Genomic DNA, 21,161 nt, shown 5'->3' on the forward strand with positions numbered 1-21,161 from the left:
ACAATATGACTATCCACAGTCTATTTGAAAAGCAAGTAGTAGCTAATTCAGATCGTCTCGCTGTTGTCAGTTGTGAAAAATACCTAACTTATCGACAATTAAATGAAAAGTCCAATCAATTAGCTGAAATATTGGTTGAGCACAATGTTAGTACTGGTTGTATTGTCGGAATTATGATGGAACGATCCGTCGATATGATCATTGCAGTATTAGCAGTCCTTAAATCTGGAGGAGCTTATTTGGCACTTGATCCAGGGTACCCTGAGGAGAGAGTTGAATTCATGCTGAGTGACAGCAATGTGAAGTTGCTACTTACACAACAGCACTTAAAATCTCCTAATCATCCGGGACTAAGTAAATTAACAGTGACTGAACAGCTGTATTCCAATTGTTCGACCAACAATTTGGAGCGGAATATTTGCTCAAGCGATCTCGCCTATCTAATCTATACATCAGGTTCAACAGGGCAGCCTAAAGGAACCTTATTAGAACATAAGGGAATTGAAAATTTACAGTCAATTTGGGCAAATAAATTCCATATTACTTCAAAAGATCGAATTGGTCAGTTCGCCAGCTTTTCTTTCGATGCCTCTGTTTGGGAAATTTTTATGGCACTTTTTAATGGGGCAACCTTATATATTATTCCTCAGGAAATAATACATCAGACCCTCGATTTTGAGTCCTATGTTTTAGAAAATATGATTACTGTACTAACATTGCCTCCAAGCTATGCTGTTTATTTGGAGGCTTCGCGTATTACGAATTTAAGGTTGATGATAACAGCAGGATCGTCATCATCCGGTAATTTGGTAAATCAATGGATTCCGTATACAACTTATGTGAATGCATATGGACCCACCGAAGCGAGCATATGCGCTTCTTTATGGGTGGCTCCTTCAGCATTTTTTGAAGGTAATTCGGTTCCTATAGGCTTGTCATTGCCGAATACGAATTTTTATATTCTTGATGAGCAACTGAAGCCTGTTGATTGTGGAGAAATTGGAGAACTTTTCATAAGCGGGTGTGGGCTAGCAAGAGGCTATTTGAATCGTCCAGAGCTTACAAAACAAAAATTCATCCAACATCCAACAATTCCAGAAACAACAATATATAGAACCGGAGATTTAGTACGGATGCTTTCTGATGGAAATTTGGAGTATCACGGAAGAACGGATCAGCAAGTAAAAATACGTGGGCATCGAATTGAATTGGAAGAAATTGAAGTCATCCTTCTTAAACACAAGGAAATCACAGAAGTAGTGGTGCAGACTATTCAGGGCGAGCAGGATCAGTTGCAGTTGTGCGCGTATTATGTAGCTCGAAATGCGATAAACACAACTGAGCTGCGTCAGTTTATCAAGCAAGAATTGCCGATTTATATGATACCAACCTATTTTGTTTATTTATCTGAACTTCCTATGACCATTAATGGAAAAGTGGATCGAAAAGCTCTTCCCAGTCCAACTAGGGATTTATCGGGGCAACTTAATCATCAGCAGCCTCGCACTGATTTAGAGAAACTTTTATGCTTACTAATGAGTGAGGTTCTTGGTGTAGGCCAGGTGGGCATAAATGATAACTTTTATGATTTGGGTGGTGATTCAATTAAAGCCATTCAATTATCTGCAAAGTTGAACTCTCATAATCTAAAGCTCAGTAGCCATCATCTTTTAAAACAACCTACTATTGCACAATTTGGTCAGTCCATTCAACAGATTCTCCGTAAAGGTGACCAAGGTAAAGTTTTGGGGAATGTCCGCTTTACCCCTATTCAGCATTGGTTTTTTCTAAAAAAGTTAACTGATAAACATCATTGGAATCAATCTGTTCTGTTTTATAATCCAGCACGTTATGAACCAGAGGTTTTGTTCAATGTTTTGAAAACGTTGGTTGAGCATCACGATGCGCTTAGAATGACTTACCAAATGGAGGGTGGCATTCTAAAGCAGATGAACATGGACATGAATCCTGAAGTATTCAGCTTCAATATACTCAACGTGCCGCCTGAGGATGAAGAACAATTTATTATCAACCAAATCTCGGAGATTCAAGGGAGTAAAAATCTAGAAAGAGGTCCATTAGTACATTTAGAGTTGTTCAGATCCAAGGTAGGAGATCATTTGTTGCTGTCCATACATCATTTAGTGATGGACGGAATTTCACTGCGTATATTAATCGAAGATTTGACAAAGTCCTATGAGCAACTTATTGAGGGGAGACAGGTTGTACTACAGGAGAAGACAGATTCATTTCAAAGATGGGCTGAGGCATTAGAAAATTATTCATGTAGTGAGGAGGTAGTAAAACAAATTCCCTATTGGCTGGATTTTGAAGCAAGAGTTAATCAGGAATCGATACTGTGGAAGAGAGAACTAGTACAGAGGTCAACACAAAGGAACAAACGTAATTTAAAATTTGCTCTATCAAAAGAAAATACAAAATGGCTTCTTGGTCAAGCTCATCATGCGTATAACACCGATATAAATGACGTTTTGATATCTGCTTTAGGAATGGCTTTGCATGATTGGCTTGAAATCAGGCAGATTGTAATCAATATGGAATCCCACGGTCGTACTGATATTTTACCTGATATGAATATTACTCGTACAGTGGGTTGGTTTACATCTCAGTGCCCCGTACTTCTATGCATGCATGATCCTGACGATTTGTCTGAGTGGATTACAAAAACCAAAGAGAATCTTAGAACTATTCCAAATAAAGGATTGGACTATGAGGTACTAAAATATCTTAGCCCGGAACGTCTGAGAGCACCTTTGATATTTTCTATTGAGCCAGAAATTAATTTTAATTATTTAGGTCAACTTGACCAAATCTCGAATTCTCCATATTTCCAACTCTCTCCTTACAGTAGTGCAGCTTCCTTTGGACCTGAGGGATTAGGGAATATCAGTCCTAATAATGAACTGTGTTATGCACTTGAAATAACAGGATATATCGAGGGAGATCAATTGCATCTTTCTATCGGCTATGATAGTGCACGAATTAGTGTACAAGAAATCCAACATTTGGCGGAAGGATATGAAAAGCAGCTTATCAGGATTATTCAGCATTGCATAGACAAAAAGGAGCAGGTGCGTACTCCAAGTGATTTTACATTGAAAAATTTAAAAGAAGAGGATTTAAATATGATTTATGATGTGCTACTCAATTCGTTAAATATCTAAACCACTAGATTAGGCGGGTGAATAGAATGAATCCGTTTTCGAAAGAACAAATTCAGGATATATATGCGTTGTCACCTATGCAAGAAGGCATATTATATCATTCTCTATCAGATGCTGAGCCTAACACTTATGTAGTACAGCTGATCCTAACTATGGAAGGTCATCTTAAAGTTGAACTTATGCGGCAAAGTTTTTCGACACTCATCCAACGGCACAATGTATTAAGAACAACTTTTTTATTGGAAAAAGTCAAACAACCACTTCAGGTAGTGCTAACGGAAAGGCCTCTTCAATTTGTTTTTGAAAGCAGAGCTGATATATCAAGTCTGGATGAAAAACAGTGGATTCAGCAATATTTAGAAAAGGATCGTCAGCGAGGATTCAACTTGACGAGAGATCCGCTCATTAGGCTATCGATGCTGCAAACAAGCCCTAGGGAATATATTTGTGTACTCACTTTTCATCATATTCTAATGGATGGATGGTGTTCAGATTTACTCCTTTGCGAATTATTTGAGATCTATACTTCTCTAGTTGAAGGACAAAGCGAATTCACTTATATGGAGCAGTCTTATAGTCAGTATATAGAATGGTTGGAAAAACAAGACCAAGAAAGTGCACTTAAATACTGGAAAGACTATTTAAACGGATTTGAAGAATGCTCTGTCCTGCTAGGTCAAACACATAGTAATGGAAAAAAATCTATTCAAGATTATAGCTTGGGTAAACATTCTATTCAATTGGAGCATCCGCTGTCCGAATTTTTAAAAGAGTTGGCCCGAAACAATCAAGTCACATTAAACGCAGTCTATCAGAGTCTGTGGGGGATGGTGCTACAAAAATATAATAATAGTAACGATGTTGTATTTGGTTCTGTTGTAGCAGGAAGGCCCCCGGAAATATCAGCAGTTGAGCAAATGATAGGATTGTTTATTAATACAGTTCCTGTACGTATACAATCAGCGGGGGACCTAACTTTTGTTTCACTAATGCAGCAAATTCATCATCTAAATTTAAATTCCCAGCCCTACGAGCATTTGTCACTATCACAGATTCAAAATCATTCGATTGGACAAAGCTTGTTTAATCATATTTATGTGTTTGATAATACGCCTTTAAGTTCCACATGGAAACATATGTTAGCTGAAGTAAATGTAAACATCAAGGATGTTGATGTTATAGAACATACTAATTATGACTTAAGTATTACAGTGCTTCCGGGTGATGAAACAAATATAACGTTTATCTATAACTCCAATATTTATTCTGAAGATACAGTGAGAAGAATGGCAAATCATATGTATAATGTTGCAATGAAAATTTGTAGTGAGCCTTCCGTTTACTTGAAAGATATTTGTATTTTGAGTGCTGAAGAGGAGACCGAAATTATTGCATTGAGTAGTGCAAAGATTATGGAGAGTAACGGAAAAGAAACACTTGCAGATTTATTTGAAAGGCAAGTTGAAGTTTCGCCATTTGCAACGGCCCTTACATGTAGAGAAACACATATATCTTATGCAGAGTTAAATAAGCAAGCCAACAAGCTTGCCTACGTTTTACAAGATATGGGTGTTCAACCTAATCAACTAATTGGATTACTTACAGAGCGTTCACCAGAGATGATCATTGGGATACTAGGCATCTTGAAATCAAATGCAGGCTATACACCTCTTGATCCTGAAAATACAATCGAGCGATTAAAGGTTATTGTGCAGGATGCTAACTTATCAATCATTGTGGTTTCGCGATCGAATCTATCTTTAATTACAAAGCTAATGGAACAACTAGAGGGTTCCGCAAGACGTCAGATTTTAGTTCTTGAGGACGTACTGGAACAAACAAATGATCGTGATAAGAGTAATCCACTACGCATATCAGAGGCTAACCATTTGGCTTATGTGATGTATACTTCCGGTTCGACCGGTATACCTAAAGGGATCATGATTGAAAATATCAATGTGATGAGAATTGTGAAGGGCTCGGATTATGTACAAATTGCACCACAAGACACTATTCTTCAATTGTCCAACTTTGCTTTTGATGGTTCTGTTTTTGATATATTTGGGAGTCTTTTGAATGGAGCAAGACTTGTTTTAGTAGACAAAGAGACATTGCTTAATGCATCTGAGTTAGCTCAGTTAATTTCAAAAGAGAATGTCTCCGTTTTTTTTGTGACAACTGCTCTGTTTAACACACTCGTTGACCTTGAAATTCATTGCTTGACCAATGTAAGAAAGGTGCTTTTTGGTGGCGAGCGAGCATCAGTAGCACATGTAAAAAAAGCATTTCAGTTAATGGGGAAAGGTAAAATTATTCATGTATATGGCCCGACAGAAAGTACGGTTTATGCGATGTATCATGAAATTCAAGAAGTCAATGAGGATATGTATACAATTCCGATCGGGCGACCCATTAAGAATACGGAGGTGCTTGTTCTTAATGGGGAAAATCATCAACAGCCGATTGGGGCAATTGGGGAACTGTGCATTGCTGGAGAAGGTCTCGCACGAGGATATCTTAACAATGACCCATTAACTCAAGAGAAATTTTTCTATCTGTACGAAAAACGATTATATAAGTCAGGTGACTTAGGGCGACGGCTTGCAAACGGAGAAATTGAATTTCTGGGACGTAATGACCATCAAGTAAAGATTAGGGGATTCCGAATTGAATTGGGTGAAATTGAAAAGTGTATTCTTGAAAATCAAGCTGTAAAAGAAGTATTCATCATGGAGCAGTCAGATAAACAAGGGTATAAGCGCTTATGTGCGTATTTTGCTGCAGATCAAGAAATGAATACCGAAAAAATCAGGCATTGGGTTGCTGAAAGACTGCCGAACTACATGATCCCTGCCTTTTTTGTACAAGTTAAGAAGCTACCTCTAAACGCAAATGGCAAAGTGGATCATAAGAAACTTACAATGCCCGATACAAGTCAGCTCTTTCAGGATCAAGCTATACTTCCAAGAAACAGCACTGAAGAGACGGTGGCTCACGTATGGGAAACGGTGTTGGGCATTGGGAACGTAAGCGTGGTCGAAGACTTTTATGCATTGGGAGGGGATTCAATAAAAGCTATTCAAATTTCAGCGCAACTCCGAGCGAAAGATATTAAAGTAACTACCAAAGATATATTTCAGCATCCAAGTGTAGCAGACTTAAGTACCTTTATTATAAAAGGACAATCGAAGCAGATGCAGTCTGTGAATGCTGCTGCGATTCAAAATGGCTATGACGAATTAGGGATTTCTGCAAGTGATCTGCACGAACTTCAAATAGAGTTGAATTCTAAGATCAATTAACAGGAGGGAACTAGTCATGTCGTCTAAACAACTTTTACAAAAGATTTATTCGCTAACACCAATGCAGGAAGGAATTCTGTACCATACATTGCGTGAAGAAAATCAGGGTAATTTTATAGTTCAGCTTTTTTTCAGTGTGGAAGGGCCTCTCTCACTAGACATTATGAATAAGAGTATGCAATTGCTTGTACAGCGACATGATGTTTTCCGTACGCTTTTTAATGTTGATAAAGCGAAGCGACCCATTCAAATGGTCGTAGACCATCTGGAAAATAGAATGATTTTTCAAGATTTGACTGAAATGAATCATAATAGTCAGATGGAATTTATATCTCATTATGCTAGTGAGGAAAAAATTAAAGGTTTCGATGTAACTGCTGAAATGCTTGTTCGGCTTACTGTATTTCAGACGGACCTGCAACATTTTCGGTTACTTCTAAGCTTTCATCATATTATTGTGGATGGTTGGAGCTTGAGTGCGATAGTACAAGAGCTTTTTGAAATATACAGTGCCTTATCTGCGCAACGATCACCTGATCTAAAGGAAATCCACTCTTTTCAAAATTATATCGAATGGCTTAAACAACAGGATCAAGATTCTGCAAGTTTATACTGGAACCAGTATTTAGAGGGGATTGAACAGTCTACTGGTCTACCATGGAAACCAAAACAGAAAAAGGAAGGTTATTTGCAGGAACAAGTTAAGTTTACCTTCGATCGGGAAATGACTAAAAAACTTAAGGAATTGGCACTTGCCTATCGTGTAACGATGAACGCTGTTATTCAAGCAATCTGGAGCATCGTGCTAAAAAGATATAATAATACCAATGATGTGGTTTTTGGGACAGTCGTTTCAGGAAGGCATGCAGCGGTTTCTGGAATCGACCAAATGATCGGAATATTTATCAATACCAATCCAGTAAGAATAAAGTTCGAGCAAGATATCCATTTTGAAGACCTGTTGTCATTAATCCATGAGCAAATGATTGAGTCCCAAGAGCATAGTCATTATCCTCTGATGAAGATACAAGCGCCTACGCCTCTGAAAGAGAATTTAGTTAATCATATTGTAGTTTTTGAAAATGTACCTTTGGAATTCAATTTATTAGACGGACAGCATGTACATGAGTTGAAAATCTATGATTTTGAATTAAAAGATCAGACAAACTATGATTTCAATATCATTGTGATACCCTCTGAGGAAATATCTGTATGCTTAAAATATAATGCATTTTGCTATTCAAATGAAGATATTCAAAAGATTGCTGGACATATTCGTGCAGTCACAACTGCCATCACTGAAAATCCACATATACTTGTTAGAAATATTTCAATTCTCACACCAGATGAAAAAGAACGCATATTAACAGAATTCAACAACACAGAACATGTTTTTTCTGACCTGAAAAATTTACACGAATTTTTTGAGGACAGAGCTATAGCTTATCCTGACAAAACCGCCCTGATCCTTGGTGAAGAAAATATGAGCTATGAAGAGGTTAACAAACGTGCCAATCAATTAGCCAGAATACTACGACGCAAGGGAGTATGTAGTAACCAGAGCGTTGGAATAATGGTTGAAAGATCATTTGAAATGATCATAGCTATATTGGCGATTCATAAGGCTGGTGGTGCTTATATACCTATTGATCCCGACTATCCCAAAGACCGTGTTCGTTATATGCTGCAAGACAGTGGAACTAACCTTGTCTTAACAAAGACAAGATGGAATGAACGCCTTGTAGGTTTAGAAATAGAAATCCTGCTCATGGATATAAGTTTGTCTGATAACGAGGATAACACCAATCTTAATTGTGTTAATCATCCTGATGATGTGGCCTACATCATATACACATCAGGTTCTACCGGCAAGCCGAAAGGGGTAATAGTACAGCATCGGTCCGTTGTCAACAATATGTTGTGGATGCAACGAAAGTATTCGATCACAGAAGCGGATGTTATCATGCAAAAAACAGCTTACACTTTTGATGTGTCCGTGTTTGAATTGTGCTGGTGGTATTTTCAGGGTGCAGCGACTCTATGTTTGTTGGAGCCTGGAGCTGAAAAAGATCCTGAGAGCATAATCCATACAGTTGAACAAAAAAAAGTAACTGTAATCCACTTTGTGCCATCCATGTTACATGCATTTTTAGACTATTTGGAATATGGGGAAGGACATATTCAGCGTTTATCATCTATACAAAAAGTGTTTACCAGTGGAGAAGCACTGACATGCAGGCATGTTCAACGGTTTAACGATGTATGGAGAAGAGATAAAAGCATTGTTTTCTCTAATCTATATGGACCGACTGAAGGTACTATACACGATTCTTATTTTGATTGTCCTTCTGATTTTAAGATGGATTCCATCCCAATCGGCAAGCCGATAGATAATATTCAAATGTATATTATAGACCAGGATGATCAACTACAGCCAGTTGGTGTAGCAGGAGAATTATGTATTTCGGGTACAGGCGTAGCAGCAGGATATGTGAATCTTCCTGAAGCAACAAAAGAGAAATTTGTAAGAGATCCATTTAGAATCGGTCAACATATGTACAAAACAGGCGATTTAACAAGATGGATGAATGATGGAAATATTGAGTACATGGGGAGAAAAGACTTTCAGATCAAAATCCGGGGGTACCGAATTGAAACTGGAGAAATAGAAAACGTTCTCCTACAATATGCAGGTATTCAGCAAGTATTAGTTACATTATGTATGGATGGCGAAAATAATGGATATTTATGCGCATATATTATTGGATCTCAATCTATTGATGAAAATGCTATAAAAGACTATCTTGTCCAGTCTTTTCCAGATTATATGGTGCCGTCTTATTTTATAAAGTTAGACAGATTCCCACTATCGCAAAGCGGAAAGATTGATCGTAGGAATTTACCAATACCGGACATCACAGTAAAGGTATCTACAGGCTACACACCCCCAAGAAATCATATTGAAAGAGTGACATCAGAGATATGGAAAGAAGTTCTGGGTGTAGAAAAAGTGGGTATTCACGACCATTTTTTTGCGCTTGGGGGAGATTCTATCAAAGCCATTCAAGTGTCATCACGTTTACAACGTCATAAGGTGCATATCGGAATTAAAGATATTTTTGCGAATCCGACGATTGCACAATTAACTCAGGTGTTGGCTGTACAAACAAAAGTTGTAGATCAGAGTGTCGTTGAAGGGATCGTTCCGCTTACGCCTATTCAAAAGTGGTTTTTTGAACATCAGGGGATACAACGGCATCATTGGAATCAGTCTTTTATGTTGTATAGAAAAGAAGGATTTGAACCTGACATCCTTCAAGAAACGATGAATTATATTATTTATCATCATGATGCTCTGCGTATGATGTATGCAAGCGAGCAAGACTCTATTGTACAAACAAATCAGGAAATGAAAGGGTCAGCTTGGTTGCAGGTTGTAGATCTATCAAGTGAATTTGATGTAAGGGATCGTATCGCAAATTTTTCAGAAAAGATTCATATGAGTATGGATTTAACTACAGGCCCTCTACTGAAATTGGGACTATTCCAAACCATTGAAGGGGATCATCTCCTTATTGTTGCGCACCATCTAGTAATCGACGGTGTTTCTTGGCGAATATTGCTGGAAGATATCACACAGGTTTATAAACAGCTTAGTTCTGGAGAAAAGCCTTCATTACCGTATAGGACGACTTCCTATAAGAGCTGGGCTAGCGCACTGGAGGAGTATGCGAACAGTTCGGTATTACTTGATGAGATTCCATACTGGATGAATATGGATCAGCGGCATATTGAGCCTCTGCCTAAGGATCACACATGTTCAACCAACTTTATCAAGGATACGAGATCGATTAATATGCAACTATCCAAGCAGGACACAGACAATCTGCTTCGTCATTCCAATCAGGCTTACAATACGGAAATTAATGATATATTGTTAGCCGCATTAGGGAGTGCATTCCGAGATTGGACAGATCATACCCAGATTCTTATCGGTTTGGAGGGGCATGGGAGAGAAGATATAGTCCCTGATAATAATGTCTCTCGGACGATCGGTTGGTTTACAACAATGTATCCTGTAGTAATTGATCTTCCGTTATCTTGCTCTGTACAGGATACTGTTCAACATGTAAAACAAACATTGCGCCAAATTCCGAAAAAAGGGATCGGATACGGTTTATTAAGATATGTTACTGCTCTGGAACACAATAAAGTAATGAAGTGGAAACTTCGTCCTGAAGTTTGCTTTAACTATTTAGGTGAATTTTCCCAAAGTATAGATCAGGGAGTTTTTACGCTTTCTGATATGTCTCAGGGCCAAATGCTTGATCCGCAATCAGAGCGAAGTTATTCCATTGATATAACGGCAGCAGTCATGGAGGACGAGCTAAGAATTTCTTTTATATACAATAAGCATGAATATGATGAAGATACACTGACCGAAGTTGCCCTGAATTTCAAGAATCATCTCTTAGAAATTATTAATCATTGCATAACATGTGGAACAAGAGAGCTTAGTGAAAAAATATACCCGACAGCGCTTCCCGATTTAGCACAAATATACGCTCCTTTTGCGCTAACTGATATTCAGATGGCATATTTTCTAGGTCGAAATGATGAGCTTGAAATGGGCGGCGTTTCCACTCATGTATATACCGAGGTGGAGACTGACGTTGACATGATGCATTTTAATCAATGCTTGAATAAAGTCATTCAGAGACACCCGATGCTAAGAGCAATTATCATGCCAAGCGGCGAGCAGGTTATTCTTAAAGACGTGCCTGAATATCAAATGGCTATAGAAGATCTTCGATTCCTGACAAGAAGAGAACAAGAGGAACGAATTCATCTGGAGCGAAGCCGGATGTCACACCATGTGTTTGTTCCTGAACAGTGGCCGATGTTCGAATTTAAGGCTTTTCAGCTTGAGAATAATAAATGTCTATTATGTATGGGCAGGGATTTGCTCATTGCTGATGCAGCAAGTATGGATATTATCGGTCGTGATCTGATGTATTTCTATCACAATCCGAATGCCGAATTGCCCCAATTGGACTTCAGCTTCCGCGATTATGTTCTTGCTTATTTAGATTTGAAGCACTCTGAAATATATGAGCTGGATCGAAAATACTGGCTTAATAAAATTGAAGATTTTCCATTAGCGCCTGTTCTCCCTTTACAATGTAATCCAGAACAAATAACAGCACCAAAATTTCAAAGAAAAGAGAAGATATACAATCAACAACAGTGGATTTCTTTAAAAAAGCTGGCTTTACAAAATGGAGTGACCCCATCTGCTTTGCTTGCGACCATTTATTCATATCTTCTTTCCATGTGGGGCAATCAAGAGAACTTGTCCATTAATCTTACAGTCTTTAATCGTTATCCCTTTCATGAACAGGTAGAACATATTGTAGGTGACTTTACATCAAACCTGTTGCTCGGCATTTCATTTAAACCTGGTACGTCATTGTGGGAAAAGGCCAAAGATGTTCAGTCTGTATTAATTGATGCATTGGAGCATCGCCACTATGAGGGTGTTGAGTTTATTAGGGATATTGTGAGACATCATGGGATTAGACATGGAAAGGCTGTATTTCCGTATGTTTTTACCTCTGTGCTTTCTGAAAATAAAACAGAACGCATACCCGGTCTTGAACAATTAGGAAACTTGAAAACAGGAATAACGCAAACCTCACAGGTCTATATTGATTTTCAGGCTACGTTAGTAGCGGATGAATTATGGTTATTTTGGGATTATGTAGAGGAATTGTTTTCGCCAGAAATGATTGAAGGTATGTTCAGACAGTTTACGCAAATCATTGATTCTCTTTTGTTAAAAGCAATTTATTCTTCGAATCTGGAAATTGAAATAGAGAATGAGGAAGCTATCCGATTATACAACAATACGAACAAGGCTGTACCGCCTAGCACCTTGCATGGGTTGTTCGAGGAGCAGGCAGCGCGTACTCCAGAAGCAGTGGCCTTAATGCATAAGGATGAATGCCTTACGTATGGAGAACTGCAGAAACGTTCGAATCAGATTTCCCGCTATTTGCAAGAGCAGGGTGTATGTCGTGGTGATTATGTTAGCGTATTGGCAACCCGAAGTATAGCAACTGTTGCTAACGTTATAGGTATTTTAAAAGCCGGAGCAGCTTATGTACCGGTGGATCCGGACTATCCGGAAGAACGGCGCCACTACATTCACGAGCACAGTCAATGTAAGCTGACTGTAGAACCGGAGTTGTACGATACAGCCGGCGTAGCAGAATATTCTGACGAAGCTCTTCCGATGGATTATCATCCAGACGATGTGGCGTATGTAATCTATACATCGGGCAGTACAGGCCGACCGAAGGGCGTGATCACAACACACGGAGCAGCAGCCAATACGATTCAGGATATAAATCATAAATTCGGAATCCATGAGCAAGACCGAATGATAGGTTTGTCCTCCATGTGTTTTGATCTGTCTGTATATGATCTGTTCGGTGCCTTGGCAGCCGGAGCGGCATTGGTATTGATTGACGATCAACGGGATGTTGATGATGTCATCTACACGATAGAGCATCAAGGGATCACCCTATGGAATTCCGTACCGGCTATTATGGAAATGGTGCTCGCCAACGTCACGGCTAACTTTTACAATAATGGAATTCGAACGGTGTTGCTCAGTGGGGACTGGATACCGCTACAGCTGCCTGAGAAAATAAAGCGACATTGTCCGCATGCAGAAGTGATTAGCCTGGGAGGAGCAACAGAAGCCTCAATTTGGTCCATCTACTACCCAATCAAGGAATGGGATAGACAGACCGCATCGATACCTTATGGCAGACCGCTAGCGAACCAGCAGATGTATGTGCTGAACTATGAGTTAAAGCCTTGTCCGGCGGATGTACAAGGGGAACTGTACATTGGTGGGAGGGGGCTTGCGGTAGGTTATTTAAATGATGAACGGAAAACCCAGGAATCGTTTGTGGAACATCCAGAGCTGGGCCGATTATACCGAACCGGAGATTATGGAGTATGGCGTCCTGCAGGCTATATCGAATTTCAGGGACGGAAGGATCAGCAGGTCAAGATCCGGGGGTATCGGGTAGAGCTGGGAGAAATTGAAGGACGCCTGCTGGCACATGAATTCATCAAAAATGCAGTGGTGATGGAACAAAGGGATGACCGCAATCATGCATTTCTATGTGCATACTATGTTCCAGATGAGGAGGAAGTGACCCCGGAGGAACTGCGAATATATTTACAACGGGAACTGCCGAATTATATGGTGCCGTCGCATTATATGGAACTGGAGAAAATACCGTTATCTCCTAATGGCAAGGTGAATCGAAGAGAGCTGCCGATCCCGGATGTGGAGAAGCAAATGGATTCGAAATACGAAGAAGCACGTAATGAAACAGAGCAGAAACTGACGGAAATATGGAAAGAGGTATTGGGAGTCGAACGAATTGGAATCCATGATCATTTCTTTGAACTGGGTGGAAATTCGATTCTGATGGTGCAAATCCGAACAAGAATAAGCAGGGAAATGGGAAACGATTTGAATCTACGAGACTTTCTGCAGCATTATACCATAGCGAAGCTGTCAGAACGGATGAAGGAAGGTGTAGATACACAAGCGGCCATCGTGTATCCGGAGTTAATACCTGATCCGGAGCATATGTATGAACCGTTTCCGCTAACGGACGTGCAAATGGCCTATCTGATGGGACGCGAAAACCATTTTGAGCTGGGTGGAGTGTCAACGCATGGATATACTGAAATCAAAACAGACTTTGATTTAGACAGACTTAATTGTGCATTACAACAGGTCATTAAACATCAACCCATGATGCGCGCAGTCGTATTTCCTACCGGAGAGCAGGTTATTCTGGAGAACGTACCGGAATATCGAATAACAGTGGTTGACCTTACCCATATGAGTTCGTCTGAGCAACAAGAACGGATAGTGTCAGAAAGAGAGAGAATGTCTCATTATGTATTTCCAACAGACCAATGGCCGCTCTTTGAATATAAAGCTTTTAAATTATCTGAAGGAATTCATTATTTATTTGTCAGCTACGATATGTTGATTACGGATGGAGCAAGTATTCAGCTGATCGGCAAGCTGCTGGTTAAATTCTATCATGAGCCCAATTGGATGCCATCACAGTTACAGAGCACATTTAGGGACTATATTTTGGCATTGCAGCATTTTAAAAATTCAGAAACCTATACAAAGGACAAACTGTATTGGTTGAATAAATTGGAGGATTTTCCTTCAGCTCCGGAACTTCCTTTGAAAGCGGATCCGTCCGGTGTGACTAAGCCTCGTTTTTGCCGTCTGGAGCAAGAAATCGATAGAGAAACCTGGGAGAAAATTAAAAAGCAGGCGTATCAGTACAATATAACGCCTACAGCCGCTCTTCTTACTGCTTATGCAGAAGTGATGGCTTTTTGGAGTAATCAGCCTCATTTAGCCGTGAGTTTGACCGTTTTCAACAGACTGCCGTTTCATCAAGACGTAAAAGACATGATTGGGGATTTTACTTCCGTAATTTTAATAGAAATTGATTTCAGATCCGAGAAAGGGTATTGGGAGAGAGCTAAACGGATCCAGGAATGCCTTTTAGAATCACTTGAGCATCGGCATTATGATGGTATTGAATTGATACGGGAAATATCTAAATACCATAATTATGGTAATCGTGCTGTTATGCCTGTTGTTTTTACAAGCATGCTGCTGGGGAGCAAGGAAAGAGGCGAAGTTAGTTGGTATGAACTAGGTGAGATACAATTGGGGGCCGGACAGACGTCTCAAGTGTATTTGGATCACCAACTTTTTGAGGACAATGGTTCGTTGAGAATCGTTTGGGACTATGTTGAGCAACTATTTGATGAAAATGTAATTCATTCAATGTTCAAGCAATATATTGATACACTAACTCTGAATACTAATTGCATGAGAATTACTGAACAAGAAACGAAGTTGATGGAGAGCTACAATAATACAGAGAAACCGATACCATACACCACCTTGCATGGCCTGTTCGAGGAGCAAGCAGTACGCACTCCAGAAGTAGTAGCATTAATGCACAAGGATGAATGCTTTACGTATGGAGAACTGCAGAAACGTTCAAATCAAATAGCCCGTTACTTGCAAGGGCAGGGTGTATGTCGTGGTGATTATGTTAGCGTATTGGCGAGTCGGAGTATAGCAACTGTTGCTAACGTTATAGGTATTTTAAAAGCCGGAGCAGCTTATGTACCGGTAGATCCGGACTATCCGGAAGAACGGCGCTACTACATTCACGAGCACAGTCAATGTAAGCTAACTGTAGAACCGGAGTTGTACGATACAGCCGGAGTAGCAGGATATTCAGACGAAGCTCTGCCGACTGAGTATCATCCGGACGATGTGGCGTATGTGATCTATACGTCGGGCAGCACAGGCCGACCCAAGGGCGTAATCACAACTCATGGAGCAGCAGCCAATACGATTCAGGATATTAATCATAAATTCGGTATTCATGAGCAAGACCGGATGATAGGTTTGTCCTCTATGTGTTTTGATCTGTCCGTGTATGATCTATTTGGTGCTTTGGCAGCCGGAGCGGCATTGGTATTGATTGACGATCAGCGGGATGTCGATGATGTAATATACACGATAGAGCATCAAGGCATCACCCTATGGAATTCCGTACCGGCTATTATGGAAATGGTACTCGCCAACGTCACGGCTGACTTTTACAATGATGGAATTCGAACGGTGTTACTCAGCGGGGACTGGATACCGCTACAGCTGCCTGAGAAAATAAAGCGACATTGTCCGCATGCAGAAGTGATTAGCCTGGGAGGAGCAACAGAAGCCTCAATCTGGTCCATCTACTACCCAATCAGGGAATGGGATGGACAGACCGCCTCGATTCCTTATGGTAGACCGCTGGCGAACCAGCAGGTGTATGTACTGAACTATGAGCTAAAGCCTTGCCCAGTCCATGTACAAGGGGAACTGTACATTGGTGGGATGGGGCTTGCAGCAGGTTATCTGAATGATGAACGGAAAACCCAAGAATCTTTCGTGGAACATCCAGAGCTGGGCCGATTATACCGAACCGGAGATTATGGAGTATGGCGTCCGGCAGGTTATATCGAATTTCAGGGACGGAAGGATCAGCAAGTAAAGATTCGGGGGTACCGAGTAGAGTTAGGAGAAATTGAAGGGCGTCTGCTAGCACATGAATTCATCAAAAATGCAGTGGTGATGGAACAAAGGGATGACCGCAATCACGCATTTCTATGTGCATACTATGTTCCAGATGGGGAGGAAGTAACCTCAGAGGAACTGCGAATATATTTACAGCGAGAACTACCGAATTATATGGTGCCGTCGTATTATATCGAACTGGAGAAAATACCATTATCCCCTAATGGCAAGGTAAATCGAAGAGAGTTGCCGATGCCGAATGTGGAGCAGCAAATGGAGTTGAAATACGAAGAAGCACGAAATGAAACGGAACAGAAACTGACGAAAATATGGAAAGAGGTATTGGGAGTCGAACGAATTGGAATCCATGATCATTTCTTTGAATTGGGTGGAAATTCGATTCTGATGGTGCAAATCCGAACAAGAATAAGTAGGGAAATGGGAATAGATTTGAATCTACGAGACTTTCTGCAGCATTATACCATAGCGAAGCTGTCAGAACGGATCGAGGAAGGCGTAGATACACAAGCGGCCATCGTGTATCCGGAGTTAACACCTGATCCGGAACATATGTATGAACCGTTTCCGTTAACTGATGTACAGATGGCTTATCTGATGGGACGCGAGAACCATTTTGAAATGGGTGGAGTGTCGACACACGTATATATTGAGTTAGAAACTTCATTGAACATGAATCGGTTTAATCGAGCTCTACAAAAAGTTATTGAACGTCATACTATGCTTCGGACGATTATTTTGCCGAGCGGACAGCAAAAAATATTAGATCATATGCCAGAATACCAAATTGAGATTATCCCGATAGAGGATCTCTCCAAGGAAGCTCAGGAACAGAGAATACTGACGGAAAGAGAGCGCATGTCTCACTACATTTTCAAGACTGATCAGTGGCCTCTATTCGAGTATAAGGCTTATCAATGTTCTACAGAAACGTTTTATCTTTTTATTGGTTATGACATGTTAATAACGGATGGGGCGAGCTTTCAATTTATTCACCAGGAAATTATGAAATTTTACCATGATCCAGACTTAGATCTGGCAGGTGTGGATATTACTTTCAGAGATTATATGATGGCTTATACGGCATTCAAATCTTCGGAAATATATAAGAGGGATCGGCAGTATTGGATGAACAAATTGAATAACTTTCCTGATCCACCTTCCTTGCCGTATATTTCCTTTCCAAGCATGATTGTACAACCGCGCTTCAAAAGGGCAACCAAACACTTAAATAGGGAACTATACGAAAAGCTAAAGCAAGTTTCACAAAAGAATCACCTGACACCAACTGCAGTACTATGTACTGTATTTGCCAAAGTGTTGTCTTACTGGAGCAATCAATCTCAATTAGCGCTCAATTGTACTATTTTTAATCGTTATCCATTTCATAAAGATGTATATAAGATGATTGGCGACTTTACGTCTGTTATGTTGCTTGACATCACGCTTGAAGGAGGAAAATCTTTCTGGGAGCAAGCTGAATCCGTGCAAAACGTGTTGATGGAGGCGCTCGAACATAGGCACTACGACGGAATTCAATTTATCAGAGAGATAATACGCCAACGTGGTGCTGAAACCCATAAGGCAGCGATGCCCATTGTATTCACAAGCATGTTACTGGATACAGGAAAAGGTACAGATGAGTCTATTTATTTTATGGGGGATGTAAAGACAGCGGTTTCTCAAACCTCTCAAGTTTTTTTAGATTATCAGGTTCTGGAAGTAGATGGCGGACTCACGATCACTTGGGATTATGTTGAACAACTGTTTGATTCGGAATTAATTAAAGCGATGTTTGACCAGTACTTTATGCTGCTGGAATTTTCCTTAAACTCAGATGCGGCAAATAGGTTCCCATGGGGACGTGAGAATCATCATCTGATTTCAGCTTTTAATGATACTTGTGAAGAAATTCCAAGCTCTACACTCGATTCCTTGTTTGAACAGCAGGTTGTTCGTTGGCCAGAGGCATTTGCGGTGATTTATAAGAACAGCCACATCACTTATCAGGAGTTAAATGAACGTTCGAATAGGGTGGCTCGCTATTTACATGAACATGGCGTGTGTCGTGGAGATTTTATTAGTGTATTAGCCAATCGGAGTATCGAAACCATTGTGAATATAATAGGTATATTGAAGGCCGGAGCGGCTTATGTGCCGATTGATCCTGATTATCCGGAGGAACGTCGTGAATATATTAGGGATCACAGTGGTTGTAAATTAACGTTGGAACCGGATCTATACGTTAAGGAAGGATTAGCAGTTTATTCTGGTGAAGCACTCCCGGTCGAACATGATCCTGATGATGTAGCCTACGTGATTTATACTTCAGGCAGTACAGGCCAACCTAAAGGAGTCATTGTTACACATGGGGCAGTAGCTAATACGGTGCAGGATATTAATCGTAAATTCAATGTGAATGAGCAGGATCGCATAATTGGATTGTCATCCATGTGTTTCGATTTATCGGTTTATGATCTATTTGGAGCGTTAGCGGTTGGAGCGGCTATCGTACTTATTGATGATCAACGTGATATTACTGAAGTTGCAAAGACACTCGAGGAACATAAAATTACAATTTGGAACTCCGTACCAGCTATAATGGACTTGATGTTGAACCATGTGCTTGGAGAAGAAGAGGAAAGATGTTATTACTGGAATAATATGCCTTCGTCGTCTGGATCGCGTAAGAAAAACAGTTCTTTGCGTTTGGTCATTCTTAGTGGAGACTGGGTACCTCTCAGTCTACCGGATAAAATTCGCAGACAATTTATTCACGCGAACGTAGTAAGTATGGGCGGGGCAACAGAGGCTTCTATTTGGTCCATTTATTATCCTGTATATGAAGTGCATGAAGACTGGGCCTCCATACCTTACGGTATGCCATTAGCTAACCAAACCTATTATGTATTGAATTACGATCAGGAACTCTGTCCAGTAGGTGTAAAAGGTGAGCTTTACATTGGAGGCGCTGGTTTAGCCAAAGGTTATCTTCACGAAGAAGAAAAAACAGCATCTTCATTCTTAGACCATCCGAAGTTTGGTAGGTTATATCGCACCGGAGACCAAGGAATTCTGAATTCAAATGGATATATCGAATTTTTGGGACGTAACGATCAGCAAGTAAAAATCCGTGGTTATCGTGTAGAGCTTGGCGAAATCGAAAATCAAATTCTTCAAATTATTGGAGTAAAGGAAGCAGTGGTTTTGTATACCCCGGATTCGAGAGGAAATAAAATACTGTGCGCGTATATTGTGACCCAACCAAGTTTGAGCATCCAGGATATTAAAGAAGGTATTAGTCATACATTGCCAAATTACATGGTGCCTACCCATTTTATTGGTCTTGAACAAATTCCTTTAACACCTAATGGTAAATTAGACCGAAAAGCACTGCCAGAGCCATCGGCTAAAACCATATTTCAAAAGAAATATGAAGCTCCAGTGACGGAGATGGAGTGTATTATGGTACGAATCTGGGAAGAGATTTTAGAGTACAGTTCCATTAGCATAGACGATTCTTTATTTGAACTGGGGGTGGATTCGACAAGTGTAATTAAATTTGTGGCGAGATTAGCTACAGGGCACGGAATAGAGCTTCCAATTCGACAGATATTTGTGACACCAACTATTCGAGAGATGGCGTCCCTAGTTTCTTCACCTGAGACGCAGATTAGTGACCTTTCTAACGAAAGAATGTTGTTTAATCCACAGGGAGAAGGAGACCGAAACATATTTTGTTTTCCGCCGGTAGTTGCTTTAGGGGTTGTATATCAAAGGCTTGCTGAATTCCTTGGTTCCTATCGATTGTACAGTTTCAACTTTCTTGAGATCGAACAGAACCGTCTCATTGCAGAATATATCCGTCTTATAAAAGAAGTTCAGCCAGAGGGACCTTACGTATTTCTAGGGATTTCAGCGGGAGGCAATTTGGCTTTTGAAATTACAAAAGCTCTTGAAAAACAGGGGGATAAGGTTCGCCAGCTCATTTTATTGGACTCATTTTACATTACAGAAATAAATTCAGAGCGGCTTACAACGGAAGAGAGTTGTAAATATGCGAAAGAAACGGTAGATCTTATGTTAGAAAAATATCCACAATTGCAAAGTGAAGGAGATTTTTTCCATCGCCATGTTGGCGAGAAGATTCAAAGATACTATGCGTATTTGGATAATTTAATGAATTCTGGACAAGTTGCCGCTCATATTCATGTTATTAAATCTCTTCAGAGTCAAAGTAAACATATACGTGGAGATATCCGAATGTGGGAGCATTCTACAAGTGGAGAGTATTCCATTTGTGATGGTTATGGAGATCATGAAAGCATGCTTGATGCTACATTTGTTGAACAGAATGCAGAGTTGATTCTAAACACATTGGAAAAATAAACGATAAAAAGAGGTGTTCCTTGGCTGTTTTGGCCTGTGGAATACCTCTTTTTAATGGTTGTATCC

At 40.1% G+C, this 21,161-nt stretch carries 3 protein-coding genes; all 3 read left to right on the plus strand.

The genetic code is table 11. The features are described 5' to 3' along the window. The first annotated feature begins 5 nt into the window (after window positions 1-5). From KAI37_RS06385 to KAI37_RS06395, 3 genes are read left to right on the plus strand one after another with little or no spacing between them, the layout of a single operon-like run. Window positions 6-3,185, plus strand: coding sequence for a non-ribosomal peptide synthetase (locus tag KAI37_RS06385; RefSeq protein ID WP_220030930.1), 3,180 nt, complete (start codon window positions 6-8; stop codon window positions 3,183-3,185). Between the two features lie 26 nt (window positions 3,186-3,211). Next, the gene (locus KAI37_RS06390) at window positions 3,212-6,487 is read left to right on the plus strand and encodes a non-ribosomal peptide synthetase (protein ID WP_220030931.1); all 3,276 of its coding nucleotides are present in this window, start codon (window positions 3,212-3,214) and stop codon (window positions 6,485-6,487) included. Window positions 6,488-6,503: 16 nt separating this feature from the next. Then, entirely contained in the window at window positions 6,504-21,095 is a 14,592-nt protein-coding gene (locus KAI37_RS06395; RefSeq protein WP_220030932.1) for a non-ribosomal peptide synthetase, read from the plus strand. Window positions 21,096-21,161 lie beyond the last annotated feature (66 nt).

It is taken from the genome of Paenibacillus sp. S25 (assembly GCF_019454085.1).
GTDB lineage: Bacteria > Bacillota > Bacilli > Paenibacillales > Paenibacillaceae > Paenibacillus > Paenibacillus polymyxa_B.

Excerpts from the sequence above, each read along its gene's own strand:
- KAI37_RS06390 (WP_220030931.1), top strand. The coding sequence starts at position 3,212 with ATGAATCCGTTTTCGAAAGAACAAATTCAGGATATATATGCGTTGTCA.
- KAI37_RS06395 (WP_220030932.1), top strand. The coding sequence starts at position 6,504 with ATGTCGTCTAAACAACTTTTACAAAAGATTTATTCGCTAACACCAATG.
- KAI37_RS06385 (WP_220030930.1), top strand. The coding sequence starts at position 6 with ATGACTATCCACAGTCTATTTGAAAAGCAAGTAGTAGCTAATTCAGAT.